Annotated in this window: 15 protein-coding genes; 10 read left to right on the top strand and 5 right to left on the bottom strand. The window is 70.4% G+C overall.

What is annotated here, in order from left to right; genetic code table 11:
- Positions 1 to 2 precede the first annotated feature (2 nt).
- The 8 genes from metH (at position 3) to FHS44_RS32950 (ending at position 11,159) form a co-directional block, all read left to right on the top strand.
- Positions 3 to 3,467 carry a methionine synthase gene (metH, locus tag FHS44_RS32915; RefSeq protein WP_184721967.1) on the top strand — a complete coding sequence of 1,155 codons (3,465 nt, stop codon included), beginning with the start codon at positions 3 to 5 and terminating at the stop codon, positions 3,465 to 3,467.
- A 22-nt stretch (positions 3,468 to 3,489) separates the two neighbouring features.
- Complete coding sequence (locus FHS44_RS32920) at positions 3,490 to 4,140, top strand: HAD family hydrolase (RefSeq protein WP_184721970.1); 651 nt, start codon at positions 3,490 to 3,492, stop codon at positions 4,138 to 4,140.
- A gap of 132 nt (positions 4,141 to 4,272) precedes the next feature.
- A complete protein-coding gene (locus tag FHS44_RS32925) occupies positions 4,273 to 4,815 on the top strand; it encodes a cellulose synthase (protein ID WP_246436467.1) in 543 nt (180 codons plus the stop codon).
- Between the two features lie 261 nt (positions 4,816 to 5,076).
- A complete protein-coding gene (locus tag FHS44_RS32930; protein ID WP_184721973.1) occupies positions 5,077 to 6,087 on the top strand; it encodes an ABC transporter permease in 1,011 nt (336 codons plus the stop codon).
- A 58-nt stretch (positions 6,088 to 6,145) separates the two neighbouring features.
- On the top strand, positions 6,146 to 7,933 hold the full coding sequence (locus FHS44_RS32935; RefSeq protein ID WP_184721975.1) for an ABC transporter substrate-binding protein: 1,788 nt from the start codon (positions 6,146 to 6,148) through the stop codon (positions 7,931 to 7,933).
- A gap of 82 nt (positions 7,934 to 8,015) precedes the next feature.
- On the top strand, positions 8,016 to 9,029 hold the full coding sequence (locus FHS44_RS32940) for an ABC transporter permease (RefSeq protein ID WP_184721978.1): 1,014 nt from the start codon (positions 8,016 to 8,018) through the stop codon (positions 9,027 to 9,029).
- Positions 9,026 to 10,069: an ABC transporter ATP-binding protein gene (locus FHS44_RS32945; RefSeq protein WP_184721981.1), complete on the top strand. Its 1,044-nt coding sequence runs from the start codon at positions 9,026 to 9,028 to the stop codon at positions 10,067 to 10,069. Before FHS44_RS32940 ends, FHS44_RS32945 begins: the two co-directional genes overlap by 4 nt.
- A 34-nt stretch (positions 10,070 to 10,103) precedes the next feature.
- Positions 10,104 to 11,159: an ABC transporter ATP-binding protein gene (locus FHS44_RS32950; protein WP_184721984.1), complete on the top strand. Its 1,056-nt coding sequence runs from the start codon at positions 10,104 to 10,106 to the stop codon at positions 11,157 to 11,159.
- A gap of 57 nt (positions 11,160 to 11,216) precedes the next feature.
- On the opposite strand, the gene FHS44_RS32955 is transcribed toward FHS44_RS32950, so the two are convergent.
- Both FHS44_RS32955 and FHS44_RS32960 read right to left on the bottom strand, forming a co-directional pair.
- Entirely contained in the window at positions 11,217 to 11,507 is a 291-nt protein-coding gene (locus FHS44_RS32955) for an AzlD domain-containing protein (protein ID WP_184721987.1), read from the bottom strand.
- Positions 11,504 to 12,187 (bottom strand): AzlC family ABC transporter permease, encoded by a 684-nt coding sequence (locus FHS44_RS32960; protein ID WP_184721990.1) that lies wholly within the window; start codon positions 12,185 to 12,187, stop codon positions 11,504 to 11,506. Before FHS44_RS32960 ends, FHS44_RS32955 begins: the two co-directional genes overlap by 4 nt.
- A 79-nt stretch (positions 12,188 to 12,266) precedes the next feature.
- Between FHS44_RS32960 and FHS44_RS32965 the strand changes: the two genes are divergently transcribed.
- Complete coding sequence (locus FHS44_RS32965) at positions 12,267 to 13,145, top strand: LysR family transcriptional regulator (protein ID WP_184721994.1); 879 nt, start codon at positions 12,267 to 12,269, stop codon at positions 13,143 to 13,145.
- On the opposite strand, the gene FHS44_RS32970 is transcribed toward FHS44_RS32965, so the two are convergent.
- The 3 genes from FHS44_RS32970 to FHS44_RS32980 all read right to left on the bottom strand — a co-directional run bounded on the left by FHS44_RS32970 (position 13,123) and on the right by FHS44_RS32980 (position 15,971).
- Positions 13,123 to 13,806 (bottom strand): response regulator, encoded by a 684-nt coding sequence (locus FHS44_RS32970; protein WP_184721997.1) that lies wholly within the window; start codon positions 13,804 to 13,806, stop codon positions 13,123 to 13,125. The two genes, FHS44_RS32965 and FHS44_RS32970, sit on opposite strands and share 23 nt — an antisense overlap.
- A complete protein-coding gene (locus tag FHS44_RS32975; RefSeq protein ID WP_184722000.1) occupies positions 13,806 to 14,984 on the bottom strand; it encodes a sensor histidine kinase in 1,179 nt (392 codons plus the stop codon). Before FHS44_RS32975 ends, FHS44_RS32970 begins: the two co-directional genes overlap by 1 nt.
- A 114-nt stretch (positions 14,985 to 15,098) precedes the next feature.
- Positions 15,099 to 15,971, bottom strand: coding sequence for a RecB family exonuclease (locus FHS44_RS32980; protein ID WP_184722003.1), 873 nt, complete (start codon positions 15,969 to 15,971; stop codon positions 15,099 to 15,101).
- A 235-nt stretch (positions 15,972 to 16,206) separates the two neighbouring features.
- Here FHS44_RS32980 and FHS44_RS32985 point away from each other — a divergent pair, with 235 nt between their 5' ends.
- Positions 16,207 to 17,298: a site-2 protease family protein gene (locus FHS44_RS32985; protein ID WP_184722403.1), complete on the top strand. Its 1,092-nt coding sequence runs from the start codon at positions 16,207 to 16,209 to the stop codon at positions 17,296 to 17,298.
- The last annotated feature ends 2 nt before the right edge of the window (positions 17,299 to 17,300 follow it).

The following is a 17,300-nucleotide window of genomic DNA, read 5'->3' on the forward strand; positions in this document are numbered from 1 at the left end:
TCATGACGAGCACCCCGTCCTTCCGTGAGGTTCTGTCCGAGCGAGTGATGGTCGCCGACGGGGCCATGGGGACGATGCTCCAGGCCCACGAGATCACCCTCGACGACTTCGAGGGGCACGAGGGCTGCAACGAGGTCCTCAACGTCACCCGCCCCGACATCGTCCGCGCGGTGCACGACGCCTACTTCGAGGTCGGCGTCGACTGCGTCGAGACCAACACCTTCGGCGCCAACCTGGCGGCGCTGGGGGAGTACGACATCTCGGAGCGCGTCTTCGAGTACTCCGAGGCGGGGGCCAGGATCGCCAGGCAGGCCGCCGACCACTGGTCGGCCCCTGGCCACCCCCGCTACGTGCTCGGGTCCATCGGGCCGGGCACCAAACTGCCCACGCTGGGGCACAAGCCGTACCACGTGCTGAGGGACGCCTACTACGACAACGCGGCCGGGCTGATCTCCGGGGGCGCGGACGCCGTCATCATCGAGACCTGCCAGGACCTGCTCCAGGTCAAGGCGGCCGTCGTGGGGGCCAGGAGAGCCGTCGCCGACGCGGGCAGGGACGTGCCGATCATCGCCCAGGTGACGATCGAGACCAACGGCGCGATGCTGCTCGGCTCGGAGATCGGCGCCGCGCTCACCGCCGTCGAGCCCCTCGGCGTCGACGTCATCGGGCTCAACTGCGCCACGGGCCCCGCCGAGATGAGCGAGCACCTGCGCTACCTGGCCAACCACGCGCGCGTGCGCCTTTCCTGCATGCCGAACGCCGGGCTGCCCGTGCTGACCGCGGACGGCGCCTACTACCCCCTCTCCCCGGAGGAGCTGGCCTCGGCCCACGAGACCTTCACCCGCGACTACGGTCTGTCGCTGGTCGGCGGTTGCTGCGGCACCACCCCCGAGCACCTGCGCCAGGTGGTCGAGCGGGTGCGCGGCAACCCGGTGCACCCCCGCCGCCCCCGCCCTGAGGCGGGCGCCTCCTCCCTCTACCAGAGCGTCCCCTTCCGCCAGGACACCTCCTACCTGGCCATCGGCGAGCGCACCAACGCCAACGGCTCCAAGGCCTTCCGTGAGGCGATGCTCGCGGGCAACTGGGAGGAGTGCGTCGAGATCGCCAGGGCGCAGGCCCGCGACGGCGCCCACATGCTGGACCTGTGCGTCGACTACGTCGGCCGTGACGGCGCCGGCGACATGCGGGAGCTGGCCTTCCGCCTGGCCACCGCCTCGACCCTGCCGATCGTGCTCGACTCGACCGAGCCTGCCGTGATCGAGGCCGGGCTGGAGATGCTCGGCGGGCGCGCGATCGTCAACTCGGTCAACTACGAGGACGGCGACGGCCCCGAGTCGCGCTTCCACCGGATCATGCGGCTGGTCCGCGAGCACGGCGCCGCGGTGACCGTCATGGCCATCGACGAGGAGGGCCAGGCCCGCACCGCGCGGGACAAGGTCAGGATCGCCTCCAGGATCATCGAGGACCTGCGCCGCGACTGGGGGATGAGGATCGAGGACATCGTCGTCGACACCCTCACCTTCCCCATCGCGACCGGCCAGGAGGAGACCAGGCGCGACGGCCTGGAGACCATCGAGGCGATCAGGGAGCTCAAGCGGCGCTACCCGGGCGTGCAGACCGTGCTCGGCCTGTCCAACATCTCCTTCGGCCTCAACCCGGCCGCGCGGATGGTCCTCAACAGCGTCTTCCTCAACGAGTGCGTCAACGCGGGCCTCGACTCGGCCATCGCGCACGCCTCCAAGATCCTGCCGATGTCGCGCATCCCCGACGAGCAGCGCCAGGTCGCCCTGGACATGGTCTACGACAGGCGCAGGGAGGGCTACGACCCGCTGCAGCGGTTCATGGAGCTGTTCGAGGGCGTGGACGCCGCCTCCGTCAAGGCCGACAGGGCCGCCGAGCTGCTCGGCCTGCCGCTGTGGGAGCGGCTCAAGCGCCGCATCGTCGACGGCGAGCGCAAGGGCCTGGAGGCCGACCTCGACGAGGCCCTGACCCTGCGGCCCGCCCTGGAGATCGTCAACGACGTGCTGCTCGACGGCATGAAGACCGTGGGCGAGCTGTTCGGCTCCGGCCAGATGCAGCTACCGTTCGTGCTGCAGTCGGCCGAGGTGATGAAGACCTCGGTCGCCTACCTCGAACCCCACATGGAGCGCGTCGAGGGCGAGAGCAAGGGCCGCATCGTGCTGGCGACCGTCAAGGGCGACGTGCACGACATCGGCAAGAACCTGGTCGACATCATCCTGTCCAACAACGGCTACGAGGTCGTCAACCTCGGCATCAAGCAGCCGGTCTCGGTGATCCTGGAGACGGCCGAGGACAAGGGCGCCGACGTGATCGGCATGTCCGGCCTGCTGGTCAAGTCCACGGTCGTCATGAAGGAGAACCTGGAGGAGATGAACTCCAGGGGCATCGCGGAGCGCTACCCGGTGCTGCTCGGCGGCGCCGCGCTCACCCGCGCCTACGTCGAGCAGGACCTGGCCGAGCTCTTCCAAGGCGAGGTCCGCTACGCCCGCGACGCCTTCGAGGGACTGCGCCTGATGGACGCCTTCATGGCGGTCAAGCGCGGCGAGGAGGGCGCCAGGCTGCCCGAGCTGCGCGAGCGGCGGGTCAGGACCGGGGCGAGACTGGTCAGGACCCCGGAGACCGAGCTGCCCGCCCGTTCGGACGTGGCCGAGGACAACCCGGTGCCGAGGGCGCCCTTCCTCGGTGAGCGTGTCGTCAAGGGCATCCCGCTCGCCGAGTACTCCGCCTTCCTCGACGAGCGCGCGACCTTCATGGGCCAGTGGGGCCTGAAGGCGGCGCGGGGCGGGGACGGGCCCTCCTACGAGGAGCTGGTCGAGACCGAGGGCAGGCCGCGCCTGCGCATGTGGCTGGAGCGGATGCAGACGGAGGGCCTGCTGGAGGCCGCCGTCGCCTACGGCTACTTCCCCTGCGTCAGCGACGGGGACGCGCTGATCATCCTGGACGAGGCGGGGCAGGAGCGCACCAGGTTCACCTTCCCGCGCCAGCGCCGTGACCGGCACCTGTGCCTGTCCGACTTCTTCAGGTCCAGGCAGTCGGGCGAGACGGACGTGGTCGCCTTCCAGATCGTCACGATGGGCGGGCGGATCTCCGAGGCGACTGCCGAGCTGTTCGCCAAGGACGCCTACCGCGACTACCTGGAGCTGCACGGCCTGTCGGTGCAGCTCACCGAGGCGCTGGCCGAGTACTGGCACGCGCGGGTCCGCGCCGAGCTGGGCATCGGCGGTGACGAGTCGCTTGAGGACATGCTGAAGGTCAACATCACCGGCTGCCGCTACTCCTTCGGCTACCCCGCCTGCCCCAACCTGGAGGACCAGGTTCAGCTGACCCAGCTGATCGACCCGGCCAGGATCGGGGTGAGCCTGTCGGAGGAGTTCCAGCTCCATCCGGAGCAGTCGACGTCCGCGCTGGTCGTCCACCACCCTGAGGCCAAGTACTTCAACGTCTGACGTGTAAGGGGTTTTCCAGGGTATGGACGCGGTTCTCTTCGACATGGACGGGTTGCTCGTCGACAGCGAGAAGATCTGGTTCCAGGTCGAGACCGAGGTGATGGAACGGCTCGGCGGCCAGTGGGGCCCCACCGACCAGGAGAACCTGGTGGGTGGGTCGATGCCCTCGACCGTCGCCTACATGCTGAGGGTGGCGGGCTCCGACGCCGATCCCGAGGACGTGGCGGCCTGGATGCTGGCGGGCATGACCTCCAGGCTCGCCGAGGGGGTCGAGATGATGCCCGGCGCCGCCGAGCTGCTGGCGGCCGTACGGCACGCGGGCCTGCCGACCGCGTTGGTCACCTCCTCGCTGAGGCCCATCGCGGAGGCCTGTCTCGACGGCATCGGCAGGCACAACTTCGACCGGGTGGTCACCGGGGACGACGTGACGAGGACCAAGCCGGACCCCGAGCCCTACCTCACGGCGGCGGGGCTGCTCGGGGTCGATCCGGCCCGCTGCGTGGTGCTTGAGGACTCCCCGAACGGGGTGACCTCGGCCACGGCGGCGGGCTGCCGGGTCGTGGCGGTGCCCAGCGTGCTGCCCGTCCCGCGGGCCCCCGGCCGCCTGGTCGTGGCCTCCCTGCGTGAGGTGGACGTCGAGGTGCTGCGGGAGCTGTCCGTCACGGTCCTGTGAGAGGCACCCGGGCACTCCCCTGAGAGGGCGCCTCCGGCCCCCTAGGGGATGATCCCTCCCCTGGGAGGAGGAACGGTCCGCGCGCGACATGCCAGGATGGATCGGGTAAGCCGATTTCGAGGGGCGGTCCGCATGTTGTCGTTCAGTCAGATCGCGTGGTTGCCACTGTGCGCCGGGGTGACCGGGGTGGGGCTCGTGCTGAGCTTCCTGCTGCTGCGCCGTAAGGGGGCGGCCGCGGGGCTGCGGGGCGCGGCCTGGTCGCTGCTGCCCATGGCCGCCTACCTGACCGGTGCGCTGCCCGCCCTCTGGCAGGCGGGTACGGCTGTCGCCGGATTCCTGACCGGTCTGGTCTTCAACCCCATGGTGTGGGCCGGGGTCGCCGTCACGGGAGTGTCGGTGCTGCTGTTCCTGGTGTCCGGGGTGCTGCGTCGCCGTACTCTCTCGCGGGCGGCGGCGGCCACGGCGGCCCCGGGGGCACCCGCGGCGGTGGCGGGACCGGGGAGCGCGCCGGGAGTGACCGCGGGGCCGTCGGCCAAGACGCAGCCTCTGCCGCAGCGCCGTCCGCAGGCCGGTGCCAAGCCGGGGGCCCAGGGGGGCGCCAAGAAGGCGGCGCCGGCGACCGACGATGATTTCTCGGATATCGAGGCAATTCTGAAGCGTCGCGGGATCGGATGACCCAGCGTCACCCTCCCGTGCAGTGTCACGAATTCGAGACACAAGCTGAACGGCTCCCAGACATTCGCTTCAAGATCAAAACAAATGAATTTCGCATGAATCACAGTTGAGCCACATGGTGTGCCAGGGGACTAGTCAGCGCAGATCAGCCCATAGATTCTGCGTCACGGGGCCGTCAAACGGCCCATAGACTTCAGGCGCGCTACCCGACCCGGGCACGCGTTTAGGACAATGTCGTCTGGGATCCAGGGGGCCACTGGTATGACCGCACCGCTCGATGTCTCCGGGCAGGCCATGGAGGCCCAGCCCGAGGCCGTTCTCGAAGGGGCGGGCGGAAAGGCCATCGAAGGCCGCTCGCTCGGGCGGATCGCGTGGATCCGCCTCAAACGTGACAAAGCGGCGATCCTCGGCGCCTTCATCGTGGTCTTCCTGACCCTGGTCGCCATCTTCGCCGAGCGCCCCTTCGGGGGGCTGATCGCACTGTTCGGCGACGACCCGAACATCCCCAACAACGACCTGATCGACCCCCTCACCAGTGCCCCCATGGGCGCCTGGGGCGGCATCAGCCTGGAGCACCCGTTCGGTCTCGAACCGGTCAACGGACGCGACCTGTTCGCCAGGGTCCTGTCGGGTGCCCAGATCTCGCTGCTCGTCGCCTTCCTCGCCACGCTGCTCTCGGTGGTGATCGGCTCGCTGATGGGCGTGCTGGCCGGCTTCTTCGGCGGCTGGGTGGACACGCTGATCAGCCGCCTGATGGACATCTTCCTGGCCTTCCCGCTGCTGCTGTTCGCCATCGCCATCGTGGGCGCGTTGCCCGACGAGGCGCTGGGCCTGAGCGGCAACGCCCTGCGGATCGCCGTCATCGTGTTCATCATCGGCTTCTTCAGCTGGCCGTACATCGCGCGTATCGTGCGAGGTCAGACGCTGTCGCTGCGTGAGCGGGAGTTCGTCGACGCCGCGCGCTCGCTGGGGGCGGGCAACGGCTACATCATCTTCCGCGAGATGCTGCCGAACCTCGTGGCGCCGATCCTGGTGTACGCGACGCTGCTCATCCCCACGAACATCCTCTTCGAGGCGGCGCTGTCCTTCCTCGGCGTGGGTGTGAGCGAACCCCAGGCCTCGTGGGGAGGCATGCTCACCCGGGCGGTGGACTACTACCAGATCGCCCCGCACTTCATGATCGTTCCGGGCCTCGCGATCTTCATCACCGTCATGGCCTTCAACCTGCTGGGCGACGGGCTCAGAGACGCCCTCGACCCGCGCGCCCGATAACGGAACACGACCGTTTCTCCATATCACCGTCACTCATGACAAGGGGTGTACCACCACGATGAGGAAGACCAACGTCCTGGCGCTCGCCGCGCTGGGCACCGTGCTGACAATGGGGCTCGCCGCCTGTGGCGGCACGGCCGGTGGCGGTGGCAACACGTCCTCCGGGAACAACAACAGCTCGACGGGGGGCGGCGACGCCTCGGCCGCCAAGCACAACGACGCCTACACCAAGGTCGTCAACCCCTCCGACGCCAAGGGCGGCACGCTCAAGTTCGCCCTGACCGACGAGCCGGACTCCATGGACCCGGGCAACACCTACTACGCCTGGAACTGGAACTTCAGCCGGCTCTACTCCCGCCCGCTGATGACCTACACGCCCAAGCCCGGCCCCGAGGGCCTGAAGCTGGTCCCGGACCTGGCCGAGGCTCCCGGTGAGGTCAGCGCCGACGGCAAGACGTGGACCTACAAGCTGAAGAAGGGCATCAAGTACGACGACGGCACGGAGGTCAAGGCCACCGACGTCAAGTACGCCATCGCCCGCAGCAACTTCACCGACGAGCTGACCGACGGTCCGAAGTACTTCGCCCAGTACCTCGACGCCGGCGACTACAAGGGTCCCTACAAGGACAAGAACCTCGACGACTTCAAGGGCATCGAGACCCCCGACGACTACACGGTCGTCTTCAAGCTCAAGGCGCCCTTCTCCGAGTTCGACTTCCTGGTCGCCAACCCGCAGTCCGCCCCGGTGCCGCAGGCCAAGGACACCGGCGTCGACTACGAGAAGGCCGTCGCCTCGACCGGTCCCTACAAGTTCGAGAGCTACGAGGTCGGCAAGCAGCTCAACCTCGTCAGGAACCCCAACTGGGACCAGGCGACCGACACCACCCGCAAGCAGCTGCCCGACCGCATCGAGGTCCAGTTCAAGCAGAACGCCGAGGACATCGACAACCGCCTGATCGCCGGGCAGATCCACGTCGACCTGGGCGGCACCGGTCTGCAGCCCGCGGGCCGCGCGAAGGTCGTCAGCAACCCGCAGCTGAAGGACTCCACGGACAACCCCTTCACGCCGTTCAACCGCTACGCGATGATGTCGACCAAGGTCGCGCCGTTCGACAACATCGACTGCCGCAAGGCCGTGCAGTACGCCATCGACAAGACCGCCACCCAGGCTCCGTGGGGCGGCCCGCTCGGCGGTGACATCGGCACCACCGCGATGACCCCGACCACGGTCGGCTACAAGCCGTTCGACCTCTACCCCAACGGCGCCGACCACAAGGGTGACCTGGCCAAGGCCAAGGAGGCCCTGACCGCCTGTGGCCACCCCGACGGCTTCTCGACCAACGTCGCCGTCCGTGGTGACCGCACCAAGGAGGTCCAGGTCGCCGAGGCGCTGCAGGCCTCCCTGGCCCGGGTCGGCATCAAGCTCACGATCAAGAAGTACCCCTCGGGTGACTGGAGCGCGCAGTACGCCGGCAAGCCGGACTTCGTGCACAAGAACAACCTGGGCATCATGATCGCGGGCTGGGGCTCTGACTGGCCGTCCGGCTTCGGCTTCCTGTCGCAGATCGTTGACGGCCGGGCCATCAAGCCCTCCGGCAACTACAACATGATGGAGCTCAACGACCCCAGCATCAACGAGCTGCTCGACAAGGGCATCCAGACCGCTGACGCCGCACAGCGCAACGAGATCTGGGCCCAGGTCGACCAGAAGGTGATGGAGTCGGCCGCGTTCACGTCCTTCGTCTACGAGAAGACGCTGATCTTCCGTCCCGCCAGCCTCACCGACGCGTACGTCCACTCCGCCTGGGGCATGTACGACTACACGTGGCTGGGTGTCAAGCAGTAGTCCTTCTCTAGCTAGCCAAAGGCAGGTGAAGGCCTGACGATGCCCGGGAGCGGATCCTCCCGGGCATCCCGGCCGAACGATCGTGGTCGCTTTCATCGTCCGCCGCGTGATCGCCGCCGTGTTGATGCTCGCCGTCGTCAGCATGGCCACCTTCGCGATCTTCTTCCTCATCCCGCGCGCCCTGGGACAGACCCCCGAGGGCATGGCGTCGCGTTACGTGGGACGGGACGCCACACCCGAGGCGATCCAGGGAGCCGTCAAGCGGCTGCACCTGGACGACCCGCTGCTCGTGCAGTACGGGCGCTTCGCCAAGGGCATCGTCGCCGGTCAGGATTACTCCCTCGGCCCCAAGAAGGCCGAGTGCCCCGCGCCCTGCTTCGGCTTCTCGTTCAACAACAACCAGCCGGTGTGGCCGACGCTGCTCGACCGGCTGCCCGCGACGCTCTCGCTGGCCGTCGGCGCCGCCGTGCTGTGGCTCGTCGCCGGTGTCAGCATCGGCGTCATATCCGCGCTGAAACGCGGCACCCTGCTCGACAGGGCCGCCATGACGGTCGCCCTGGCGGGAGTCTCGCTGCCGATCTACTTCACCGGCCTGGTCTCCCTGGCGGTGTTCGCCTACACGCTCGGGATCTTCCCCGGCGGTGGCAGCTACACCCCGATCACGGTGAACCCGATCATGTGGTTCCAGGCGCTCGTGCTGCCCTGGATCAGCCTGGCCTTCCTCTACGCCGCCCTGTACGCGCGGCTCACCAGGGCGGGCATGCTGGAGACGATGGGCGAGGACTACATCCGCACCGCCCGCGCCAAGGGGCTCAAGGAGCGCACGGTCGTCACCAGACACGCCCTGCGCGCCACGCTGACCCCCATCCTCACCATCTTCGGCCTCGACCTGGGACTGCTGCTGGGCGGTGCGGTGCTCACCGAGAGCACCTTCTCCATCCAGGGCATCGGCAAGCTGGTGATCGACGCGATCCGTGGCAACGACCTTCCGGTCGTGCTGGGGGTGACCCTGTTCGCGGCGTTCTTCATCGTCCTGGCCAACCTCATCGTGGACATCCTGTACGCGGTGGTCGACCCGAGGGTGAGGCTCTCATGACGACTCAGCCACCCGAGTCCTTCCTCGAACTGCGTGACCTGCGCATCCACTTCCCGACCGAGGACGGCCTGGTCAAGTCCGTCGACGGCCTGTCGTACAAGCTCGAACGGGGCAAGACCCTGGGCATCGTCGGCGAGTCCGGTTCGGGCAAGAGCGTGACGAGCCTGGGCATCCTCGGCCTGCACAAGGGCGGCAACGCGAAGATCTCCGGTGAGATCTGGCTCGACGGCGAGGAGCTCGTCAGCGCCAGCGCCGACCACGTGCGGACGCTGCGCGGCAAGAAGATGGCGATGATCTTCCAGGATCCGCTGTCGTCGATGCACCCCTTCTACTCCGTCGGCGCCCAGATCGTCGAGGCCTACCGGATCCACAACAGGGTCAGCAAGGCCGTCGCGCGCAAGCACGCGATCGACATGCTCGGCCGGGTCGGCATCCCGCAGCCCGACCGGCGGGTCGACGACTACCCCCACCAGTTCTCCGGTGGAATGCGCCAGCGCGCGATGATCGCCATGGCGCTCTCCTGCGACCCCGAGCTGCTGATCGCCGACGAGCCGACCACGGCCCTCGACGTGACGGTCCAGGCGCAGATCCTGGACCTCATGACCGACCTGCAGCGCGAGTTCAACTCGGCGCTGATCATCATCACCCACGACCTCGGCGTGGTCGCCGAGCTGTCGGACGACATCCTGGTGATGTACGGCGGCAAGTGTGTCGAGTACGGCACGGCGGAGGACATCTTCTACCGTCCGGAGCACCCCTACACCTGGGGTCTGCTGGGGTCGATGCCCCGCCTGGACCGTGAGCCGACCGAGCGGCTGCTCCCGATCAAGGGCACCCCGCCCTCCCTGATCAACGTCCCGAGCGGCTGCGCCTTCAACCCCCGGTGCGCCTTCGCGGGCCGTACGGACGGCAAGGCCACCTCACAGGTGCCGGATCTGCTGGAGACCGAGGGCGGTCACCTGGTCCGCTGCCACATGCCCCGCGCCGAGCGGCGGTCCATCTGGGACAACGAGATCAAGCCGATGTTGGAGAGCACGTGAGCGAGCGTAGCCAGCGAGTGACGGGAGAGGGCGCGTGACCTCGCACGAGGACCACGACGACAGGAGCGGGGCCGAGGTCCTGCTGTCCGTCCAGGGTCTCCAGAAGCACTTCCCGGTGACCAAGGGTCTGCTGCGCCGCCAGGTCGGCGCGGTCAAGGCCGTCGACGGGGTCTCCTTCGACGTCCGCAAGGGCGAGACGCTCGGCCTGGTCGGAGAGTCCGGCTGCGGCAAGAGCACCACGGGAAGGCTGATCACCCGGCTGCTCGAACCGACGGGCGGCAAGGTCGTCTTCGAGGGCCACGACATCACCCACATGTCGGCGTCGCGGATCCGTCCGCTCCGCCGTGACATGCAGATGATCTTCCAGGACCCCTACTCCTCGCTCAACCCCAGGCACACGGTCGGCGCCATCGTCGGTGCCCCCTTCCGCATCCAGGGGATCAAGACCGAGCAGGGCACGAAGAAGGCGGTCCAGGACATCCTCGAACTGGTCGGCCTCAACCCGGAGCACTACAACCGCTACCCGCACGAGTTCTCCGGCGGCCAGCGCCAGCGCATCGGCATCGCCCGCACGCTCGCGCTCAAGCCCAAGCTCATCATCGCCGACGAGCCGGTCTCCGCGCTCGACGTGTCGATCCAGGCGCAGGTGGTCAACCTCCTGGAGGACCTGCAGAACGAGCTGGACCTGACCTACGTCATCGTCGCGCACGACCTGTCGGTCATCCGGCACATCAGCGACCGGGTCGCGGTCATGTATCTCGGCAAGATCGTCGAGCTGGCCGACCGCAAGTCCCTGTACGACACGCCGATGCATCCCTACACCAACGCCCTGATGTCGGCGGTGCCGATCCCCGACCCGGCCAGGCGCAAGGACCGCGAGCGCATCCGGCTCCAGGGTGACGTGCCGAGCCCGCTCAACCCGCCCTCCGCCTGCCGCTTCCACACCCGGTGCTGGAAGGCCCAGGAGGTGTGCAAGACGGTCGAGCCTCCGCTGGTCGAGCTGGCCCCCCGGCACCAGGTGGCCTGCCACTTCCCGGAGAACGCCCCCGAGCCGGACCGCGCCACCCCGGCCGCGACCGTCTCCGCCTGACACCCCCACGCTGGATCGGCGTCCTGTACGGCCCGGCCGTACAGGACGGTCCGCCTCTCAGGGGACCAGGGCCCCGGCGAGGGTGCCGAGCAGTACGGCGGGCAGGAAGCCGGTGCGGCGGGCGCACAGCCCGGCGACCAGGGCGGCGACGGCCAGCCGGGCGGAGGGGTGGCCGCCGGGCGCCGCCTGGACGGCCACCACCGCGGCCAGCAGGGCCACCGGCAGTGCCGCCGTGAGCACGCCATGCCCGGGGTCGTCGAGGCGCCCCGAGGCCGCCGCGCCGACCCCCGCCAGCCGCAGCAGGTAGGTCGTCACCGTGAGCCCGACCACGAACACCACCACGCTCACCTCCGCCTCACCGCCCTCGGCAGCACGGTCAGCGCCGCGAGCGCGACCGGCAGGCCGGGAGGCAGCCACCACGACGACACCAGCGCCGTCACCGCCGCGGCCGCGGCGACGGCCAGGTCACCCCGGGTGCGCAGCAGCGGGGCCAGCAGCGCCGCGAAGGCCGCGACGGCGGCTCCCTCGACCGCCTGCCGCGCCCCGGCGGGCAGCACGGCCCCCAGCGTCGCGCCGACGGCCGTCCCCGCGACCCAGCCGGTGAAGAGCACGGAGCCGACGACCAGGAAGGTCCGCCTGCGCGTGTCGGGCGTCCCACGGGTCACCGCGGCGGCGACCGACTCGTCGGAGACCAGGTGCGCGGCGAGCGCGCGGCCCCACCGGGTCGGGAAGACGTCGCCCAGCGCCAGGCCGAAGGCGGTCAGTCGCAGGTTGACCAGCGACGCCGTGACCACCGCCGCCGTCACCGCCGTGAGCGCGGGAGCCTCGGGGTCCACGTCGCCGAGCGCGGTCAGCCCGACGATCTGGCTGCCGCCCGCGTGCACCGCCACGCTGGCCAGCACCGCGGCCCAGACGGGCCAGCCCCGCTCGACCGCCGCCGCGCCGAACACCGCCGAGTAGACGGCGGCCCCGGCCGCCGCGCCCAGCGCGAGCCCGAGATCACCCCGTAACCCCACAGATCGTTCCATGCTCCGATCCTCGGCGAACGATCCCCGGCCCGCCCAACAGCCTCCGCCTATGCCGATAGCCGGAGGCTATCGTTGCGGGATGGAGGTCACGCTGCCCGCGATACGGGCCTTCGTGGCGGTCGCCAGGGAGGGCTCCTTCGGCGCGGCGGCCACCAGCCTCGGCGTCAGCCAGCCGACGGTGAGCGCCGCCGTCAGACGCCTGGAGACCGTCGTGGGACGGCCGCTGCTGGTCCGCGACCGCGACGGCGTGCGGCCCACAGAGCTCGGCCGACGGCTGCTGGCCCACGCGGTGGCCGTGGTGAGCGCGACCGACGACTTCGAGACGCTGCTGACGGGGGAGACCCCGGAGCTGACGGTCGGCTTCATGGGCGAGGCGGCGGGCCCGCTCACCTCCCGCCTGCTCGCCGTCGTCCGGCGCGCCTGCGGCGGGGAGGTACGGCTGCGCCGCTTCGACTTCGACGACCCGTCCTGCGGGCTGCTGACCGGGGCCAGCGACCTGGCCGTGGTGTGGCCGCCCCTGGAGACGGGTGACGCCCTGGAGACACGGCCCCTGCGCACCGACCCGCGTGCCGTCGCCGTACCCCTCGGTGATCCCCTGGCCGGGCTCGCCGCCGTGGGTCCCGCGGACCTGGCGGGCCGCGTCTGGGTGGTGCCGCGCAGCCGGGACGAGGTCTGGCGGGCCTTCCGCCGCCCCGGAGCGGCCGGGGTGACGGACGTGGCGGGGGAGGTCGGCTCGGACGCGATCGAGGAGACCCTGGAACTGGTCGCCGCGGGCCGGGGCGTCGCCCTGCTGTCCGAGGGAACCGACGAGCACTACGCCCGCGCCGGGGTGGTCTTCGTCCCGCTCTCCGGCGGGCAGCGGTGCTCGACCGCCCTCGCCTGGCGGCGCGCGGACACCCGGCCCGTGCTGACCGGCGTCCTGCGGGCCCTCGGCGCTAGGGAATGGCTCCCGGAGTGATCAGGCCGGTCTCGTAGGCCAGGACGACGGCCTGGACGCGGTCGCGCAGGCCGAGCTTGGTGAGCACGTTGCCGACGTGGGTCTTGACCGTCGTCTCGCTCACCACCAGCTCGGCGGCGATCTCCGCGTTCGACATGCCCCTGGCGATCAGCCGCAGCACCTCAAGCTCCCGTTCGGTGAGCCGGTCGAGACGGGCCGGGGTGGTCTGCTGGTAGGCCGAGGGCAGGCGTGCCCCGAACCGGTCGAGCAGCCTGCGCGTGACGCTCGGCGCGACGATGGCGTCGCCCGCCGCGACCACCCGGATGGCCTGCACCAGCTCGTCGGGCGGGACGTCCTTGAGCAGGAAGCCACTGGCCCCGGCGCGCAGCGCCTCCACGATGTACTCGTCGAGGTCGAAGGTCGTCAGCACCAGCACCCTGGGCACGTGCGCCCCGCCGCTCGCCTCACGGACGATCCTGCGGGTCGCCTCGATGCCGTCGACCCCCGGCATCCTGATGTCCATCAGCACCACGTCGGGCAGCAGCGCCCGTGACTGGTCCTGGGCGGCCTTGCCGTCCCCGGCCTCGCCGACCACGGTGACGTCGGCCTCGGCCTCCAGGATGAGGCGGAAACCGGTGCGCAGCAGTGGCTGGTCGTCCACCAGCAGCACTCTGATTGTCATCACACGTCCTTGAGGGGGAAACGGGCATTGACCTCGAACCCGCCCTCTGGGCGCGGGCCGATCCTCAGGACTCCACCATAGAGGGCCACCCGCTCGCGGATGCCGACCAACCCGTGGCCGCTCCCCTCCCCGGCCCCGGCCTCGCCGCTGGTGCCCCGCCCGTCGTCCTCGACCTGTACGGCAAGCTGACCGTGCTCGTGCCGTACCGTCACCCAGGCCCGGGCCAGGGGCCCCGCGTGCCGCAGGCTGTTGGTCAGCGCCTCCTGGACCAGCCGGTAGGCGGCCAGGTCGACCCCGGGCGGCAGCGCCCCGGGCACGCCCTCGACCCACAGCTGCGCGCGCAGGCCCGCCTCCCGCATCTGGTCGACCAGCGCGGGGATCTCGGCCACCCCCGGCTGCGGGTTGCGCTCGGCGGGGGAGGCGTCGGTCCTGAGCACGCCGACGATGTTGCGCATCTCCGCCATCGCGGTCCTGCCCATCTCCTCGATCGCGGACAGGGCCTCCCGCGCCCCCTCGGGGTTGGTGGCCAGCACCCGGCGCGCCGCCGAGGCCTGGACGGTCATCACGCTGACGTGGTGGGCGACCACGTCGTGCAGCTCCCTGGCGATCCGGGAGCGCTCCTCGGCCCTGGCCGCCCTGGTGTCGGCCTCCCTGGCCCACTCGGTGCGCCGGGCCCGGTCACGCAGCTCCTCCAGATAGGCCCTGCGCAGCCGTACGCTCCTGCCGGTGATCCACAGCGTGACGGTGAGGACCGTGACGGGCAGGTGGAGGCCCCAGTCGCCGAGCGTGCCGCCCACGGCGGCGGAGGCGAAGTGGCAGACGAAGCTCCAGGCCAGCCCGCACAGGCTCAGCGCCAGGCCGCGGTGGGCGGCGACCGTGTAGACCAGCACCAGCACCGCGGGCCACAGCGGCAGCCCGTCGAGACCCAGCGTCGCGAGGGCCACCCCCGCCAGGCAGACCACGAGAAGCAGGGGGAAGGGCGCGCGGCGGCGCAGCGCCAGGGACAGGCAGCAGGCCACGGTCAGGGCGACGGCCGGGCCGTCCTGCGCCCCCTCCGGGGACGGGACGGAGCGGAGGAGGAGCACGGCGAGCGCCGTGGTCACCACCGCCAGAGCCGCGTCGGGGACCAGCGGGCGGTCGTGGAGCCAGGCCCGCAGGACACCGGAGGGGTTGCGCACACAATCAATTTAGGCGCCCAGCCCCTGCCGCCGCCCTGCTGCGGGTGGATATCGACCTCATACCCACGGATGACGCGGACGGGCCGACGCGCCTCAGGAGTGCGGCGGCGTCACTCAGAGCTCGTCCGTCGCGGCCCTGACGGCGCGTCTCCTCGTGCTGCGCACGGTGTCGCCGGGCTGCCGCTCGGGCAGCGGCGGGGGAGTGCCGCCGTACTGCGGGCACAGCTCCTGGTAGTTGCACCAGTCACACAGGCGGCTCGGCCTCGGTGGCCACTCACCGGTCTCCATGGCCCGCTCGATGGCCGTCCACAGCGCCCGCACCTTGCGCTCGGTCGCCAGCAGGTCGGCCTCGTCGGGGGCGTAGCGCAGGACCTCGCCCTGCCCGCCGAGGTACATCAGCTGCAGCACGCGCGGCACCGAGCCGTGTAGCCGCCACAGCGCCAGCGCGTAGAACCTCATCTGGAACAGCGCCTTGGCCTCGAAGGCAGGGCCCGGCGCGCTGCCGGTCTTGTAGTCGACGACCCGCACCTCCCCGGTCGGCGCCACGTCGAGCCTGTCGATGTAGCCCCGCAGCACCAGGCCGTTGTCCAGCGTCGCCTCGACGTACAGCTCCCTCTCCGCCGGTTCGAGACGGGTGGGGTCCTCAAGGGTGAAGTAGCGCTCGACCATGACGGCCGCCTGGGAGAGCCACTCCGCCCGCTCCGACTCGTCGGTGAACATGTCCTCGTAGGACGGCTCAGAGGCCAGCAGTTTGCGCCACTGCGGTTCGAGCAGCTCGACTGCCGCGGCCCTGGTGCGCTCGGCGGCGGGCAGGTCGTAGAGGCGTTCGAGCACCGAGTGGACCATCGTGCCGCGCACCGCGGCGGGCGACGGCGGCTCGGGCAGCCGGTCGATCACCCGGAAACGGTAGAGCAGCGGACATGTCATGAAGTCGCCCGCGCGGGACGGCGACAGGGCTCCGATGATCGTGGGCTCGGTCGGTGGCATGTCCGCACTGTAGGTCACGGTGACGACAGTTCGGGACGGCTCGCGGAGACCTCACGGAGACCTCACGGGGGTCTCGGGAAGATATCGGGGGGATCTCGGGAGGGCCAGGTTGGCCACGGGAGGCTGCGGCCGCCGCGATGGCGCGTAGCATCGAGGCCTGAAGACGATGTGAGCGAGGAACGGTGAGCCAGCGGTGAGCAGCGAGAGCCCGCGCCAGGACAAGCCAGGACTGCGGATGGGGCGGCCGTTCGGCATTCCCGTCTACGTCTCGCCGACCTGGTTCATCGTGGCGGCGTTCATCACCTTCACCTTCCAGGGCTCGGTGAGCACCAGCCTGCCCGAGCTGAACACCCCGATGACCTACGTCGTCTCCTTCGTCTTCGCGGTGCTGCTGTACGTCTCGGTGCTCCTGCACGAGCTGGCCCACTGCGTGGTCGCCAGGATGTACGGCCTGCCGGTCCGCCGCATCACCCTCTACCTGCTCGGCGGCGTCTCGGAGATCGAGCGCGAGCCGGAGACCCCGGGCAGGGAGTTCATGGTGGCCTTCGCCGGGCCGCTGCTGTCCCTGGGCCTGGCGGTCATCGGGTTCCTGGCCTACCGGGTCATCGACCCCGGCACCATCGCGGGCGTCCTCGTCTTCCAGCTATGGCTGGCGAACCTGATCGTCGGGGTGTTCAACCTGCTGCCCGGCCTCCCCCTGGACGGCGGGCGCATGCTCCGCGCCGGGGTGTGGAAGCTCACCAGGAGCGCGGGCTCCGGCACCGCGGCTGCCGCCTGGGTCGGCCGGGCGCTGGCCGTCCTCCTGGTCGCGGTGCCCGTCGGCCTCGCGCTGGTCAGCGGGCAGGCGCCCAACACCAGCATGCTCATCTGGTCGATCCTGCTGGCCTCCTTCATCTGGATCGGCGCCACCCAGTCGCTGCGCGGCGCCCGGGTGCGGGCCCGCATCCCGCAGGTCAACGCCCGTGCCCTGGCCAGGCGCGCCATCCCGGTGACCGCGGACGTGCCGCTGGCCGAGGCGCTGCGCAGGGCCACGGAGGCGAAGGCCGGGGCGATGGTCGTGGTCGACCACGAGGGCCGCCCGACCGGGATCGTCAACGAGGTCGCGGTCGAGGCGACCCCGGAGAGCCGCCGCCCCTGGGTGAGCGCGGGCTCGCTGGCGCGCAACCTCGAACCCTCCCTGGTGCTGGCCGCCGACCTGACGGGGGAGGCCCTGATCGACGCCATGCGCGAGGCCCCCGCCGGGGAGTACCTCCTGGTCGAACGCGGCGGGGAGATCTTCGGGGTGCTGGCGACCGCCGACGTGAACCGCGTCTTCAGCGGGGTCTAGCA

Origin of the sequence: Streptosporangium saharense (assembly GCF_014203715.1) — a bacterium.
GTDB classification, from domain to species: domain Bacteria; phylum Actinomycetota; class Actinomycetes; order Streptosporangiales; family Streptosporangiaceae; genus Streptosporangium; species Streptosporangium saharense.

What these genes read in the sequence shown, in the direction of transcription:
- FHS44_RS32935 (WP_184721975.1), top strand. Translation starts at nt 6,146, where the DNA reads ATGAGGAAGACCAACGTCCTGGCGCTCGCCGCGCTGGGCACCGTGCTG.
- FHS44_RS32925 (WP_246436467.1), top strand. Translation starts at nt 4,273, where the DNA reads ATGTTGTCGTTCAGTCAGATCGCGTGGTTGCCACTGTGCGCCGGGGTG.
- FHS44_RS32965 (WP_184721994.1), top strand. Translation starts at nt 12,267, where the DNA reads ATGGAGGTCACGCTGCCCGCGATACGGGCCTTCGTGGCGGTCGCCAGG.
- FHS44_RS32980 (WP_184722003.1), bottom strand. Translation starts at nt 15,971, where the DNA reads ATGCCACCGACCGAGCCCACGATCATCGGAGCCCTGTCGCCGTCCCGC.
- FHS44_RS32960 (WP_184721990.1), bottom strand. Translation starts at nt 12,187, where the DNA reads ATGGAACGATCTGTGGGGTTACGGGGTGATCTCGGGCTCGCGCTGGGC.
- FHS44_RS32970 (WP_184721997.1), bottom strand. Translation starts at nt 13,806, where the DNA reads ATGACAATCAGAGTGCTGCTGGTGGACGACCAGCCACTGCTGCGCACC.
- FHS44_RS32945 (WP_184721981.1), top strand. Translation starts at nt 9,026, where the DNA reads ATGACGACTCAGCCACCCGAGTCCTTCCTCGAACTGCGTGACCTGCGC.
- metH (WP_184721967.1), top strand. Translation starts at nt 3, where the DNA reads ATGACGAGCACCCCGTCCTTCCGTGAGGTTCTGTCCGAGCGAGTGATG.
- FHS44_RS32985 (WP_184722403.1), top strand. Translation starts at nt 16,207, where the DNA reads ATGGGGCGGCCGTTCGGCATTCCCGTCTACGTCTCGCCGACCTGGTTC.
- FHS44_RS32920 (WP_184721970.1), top strand. Translation starts at nt 3,490, where the DNA reads ATGGACGCGGTTCTCTTCGACATGGACGGGTTGCTCGTCGACAGCGAG.
- FHS44_RS32930 (WP_184721973.1), top strand. Translation starts at nt 5,077, where the DNA reads ATGACCGCACCGCTCGATGTCTCCGGGCAGGCCATGGAGGCCCAGCCC.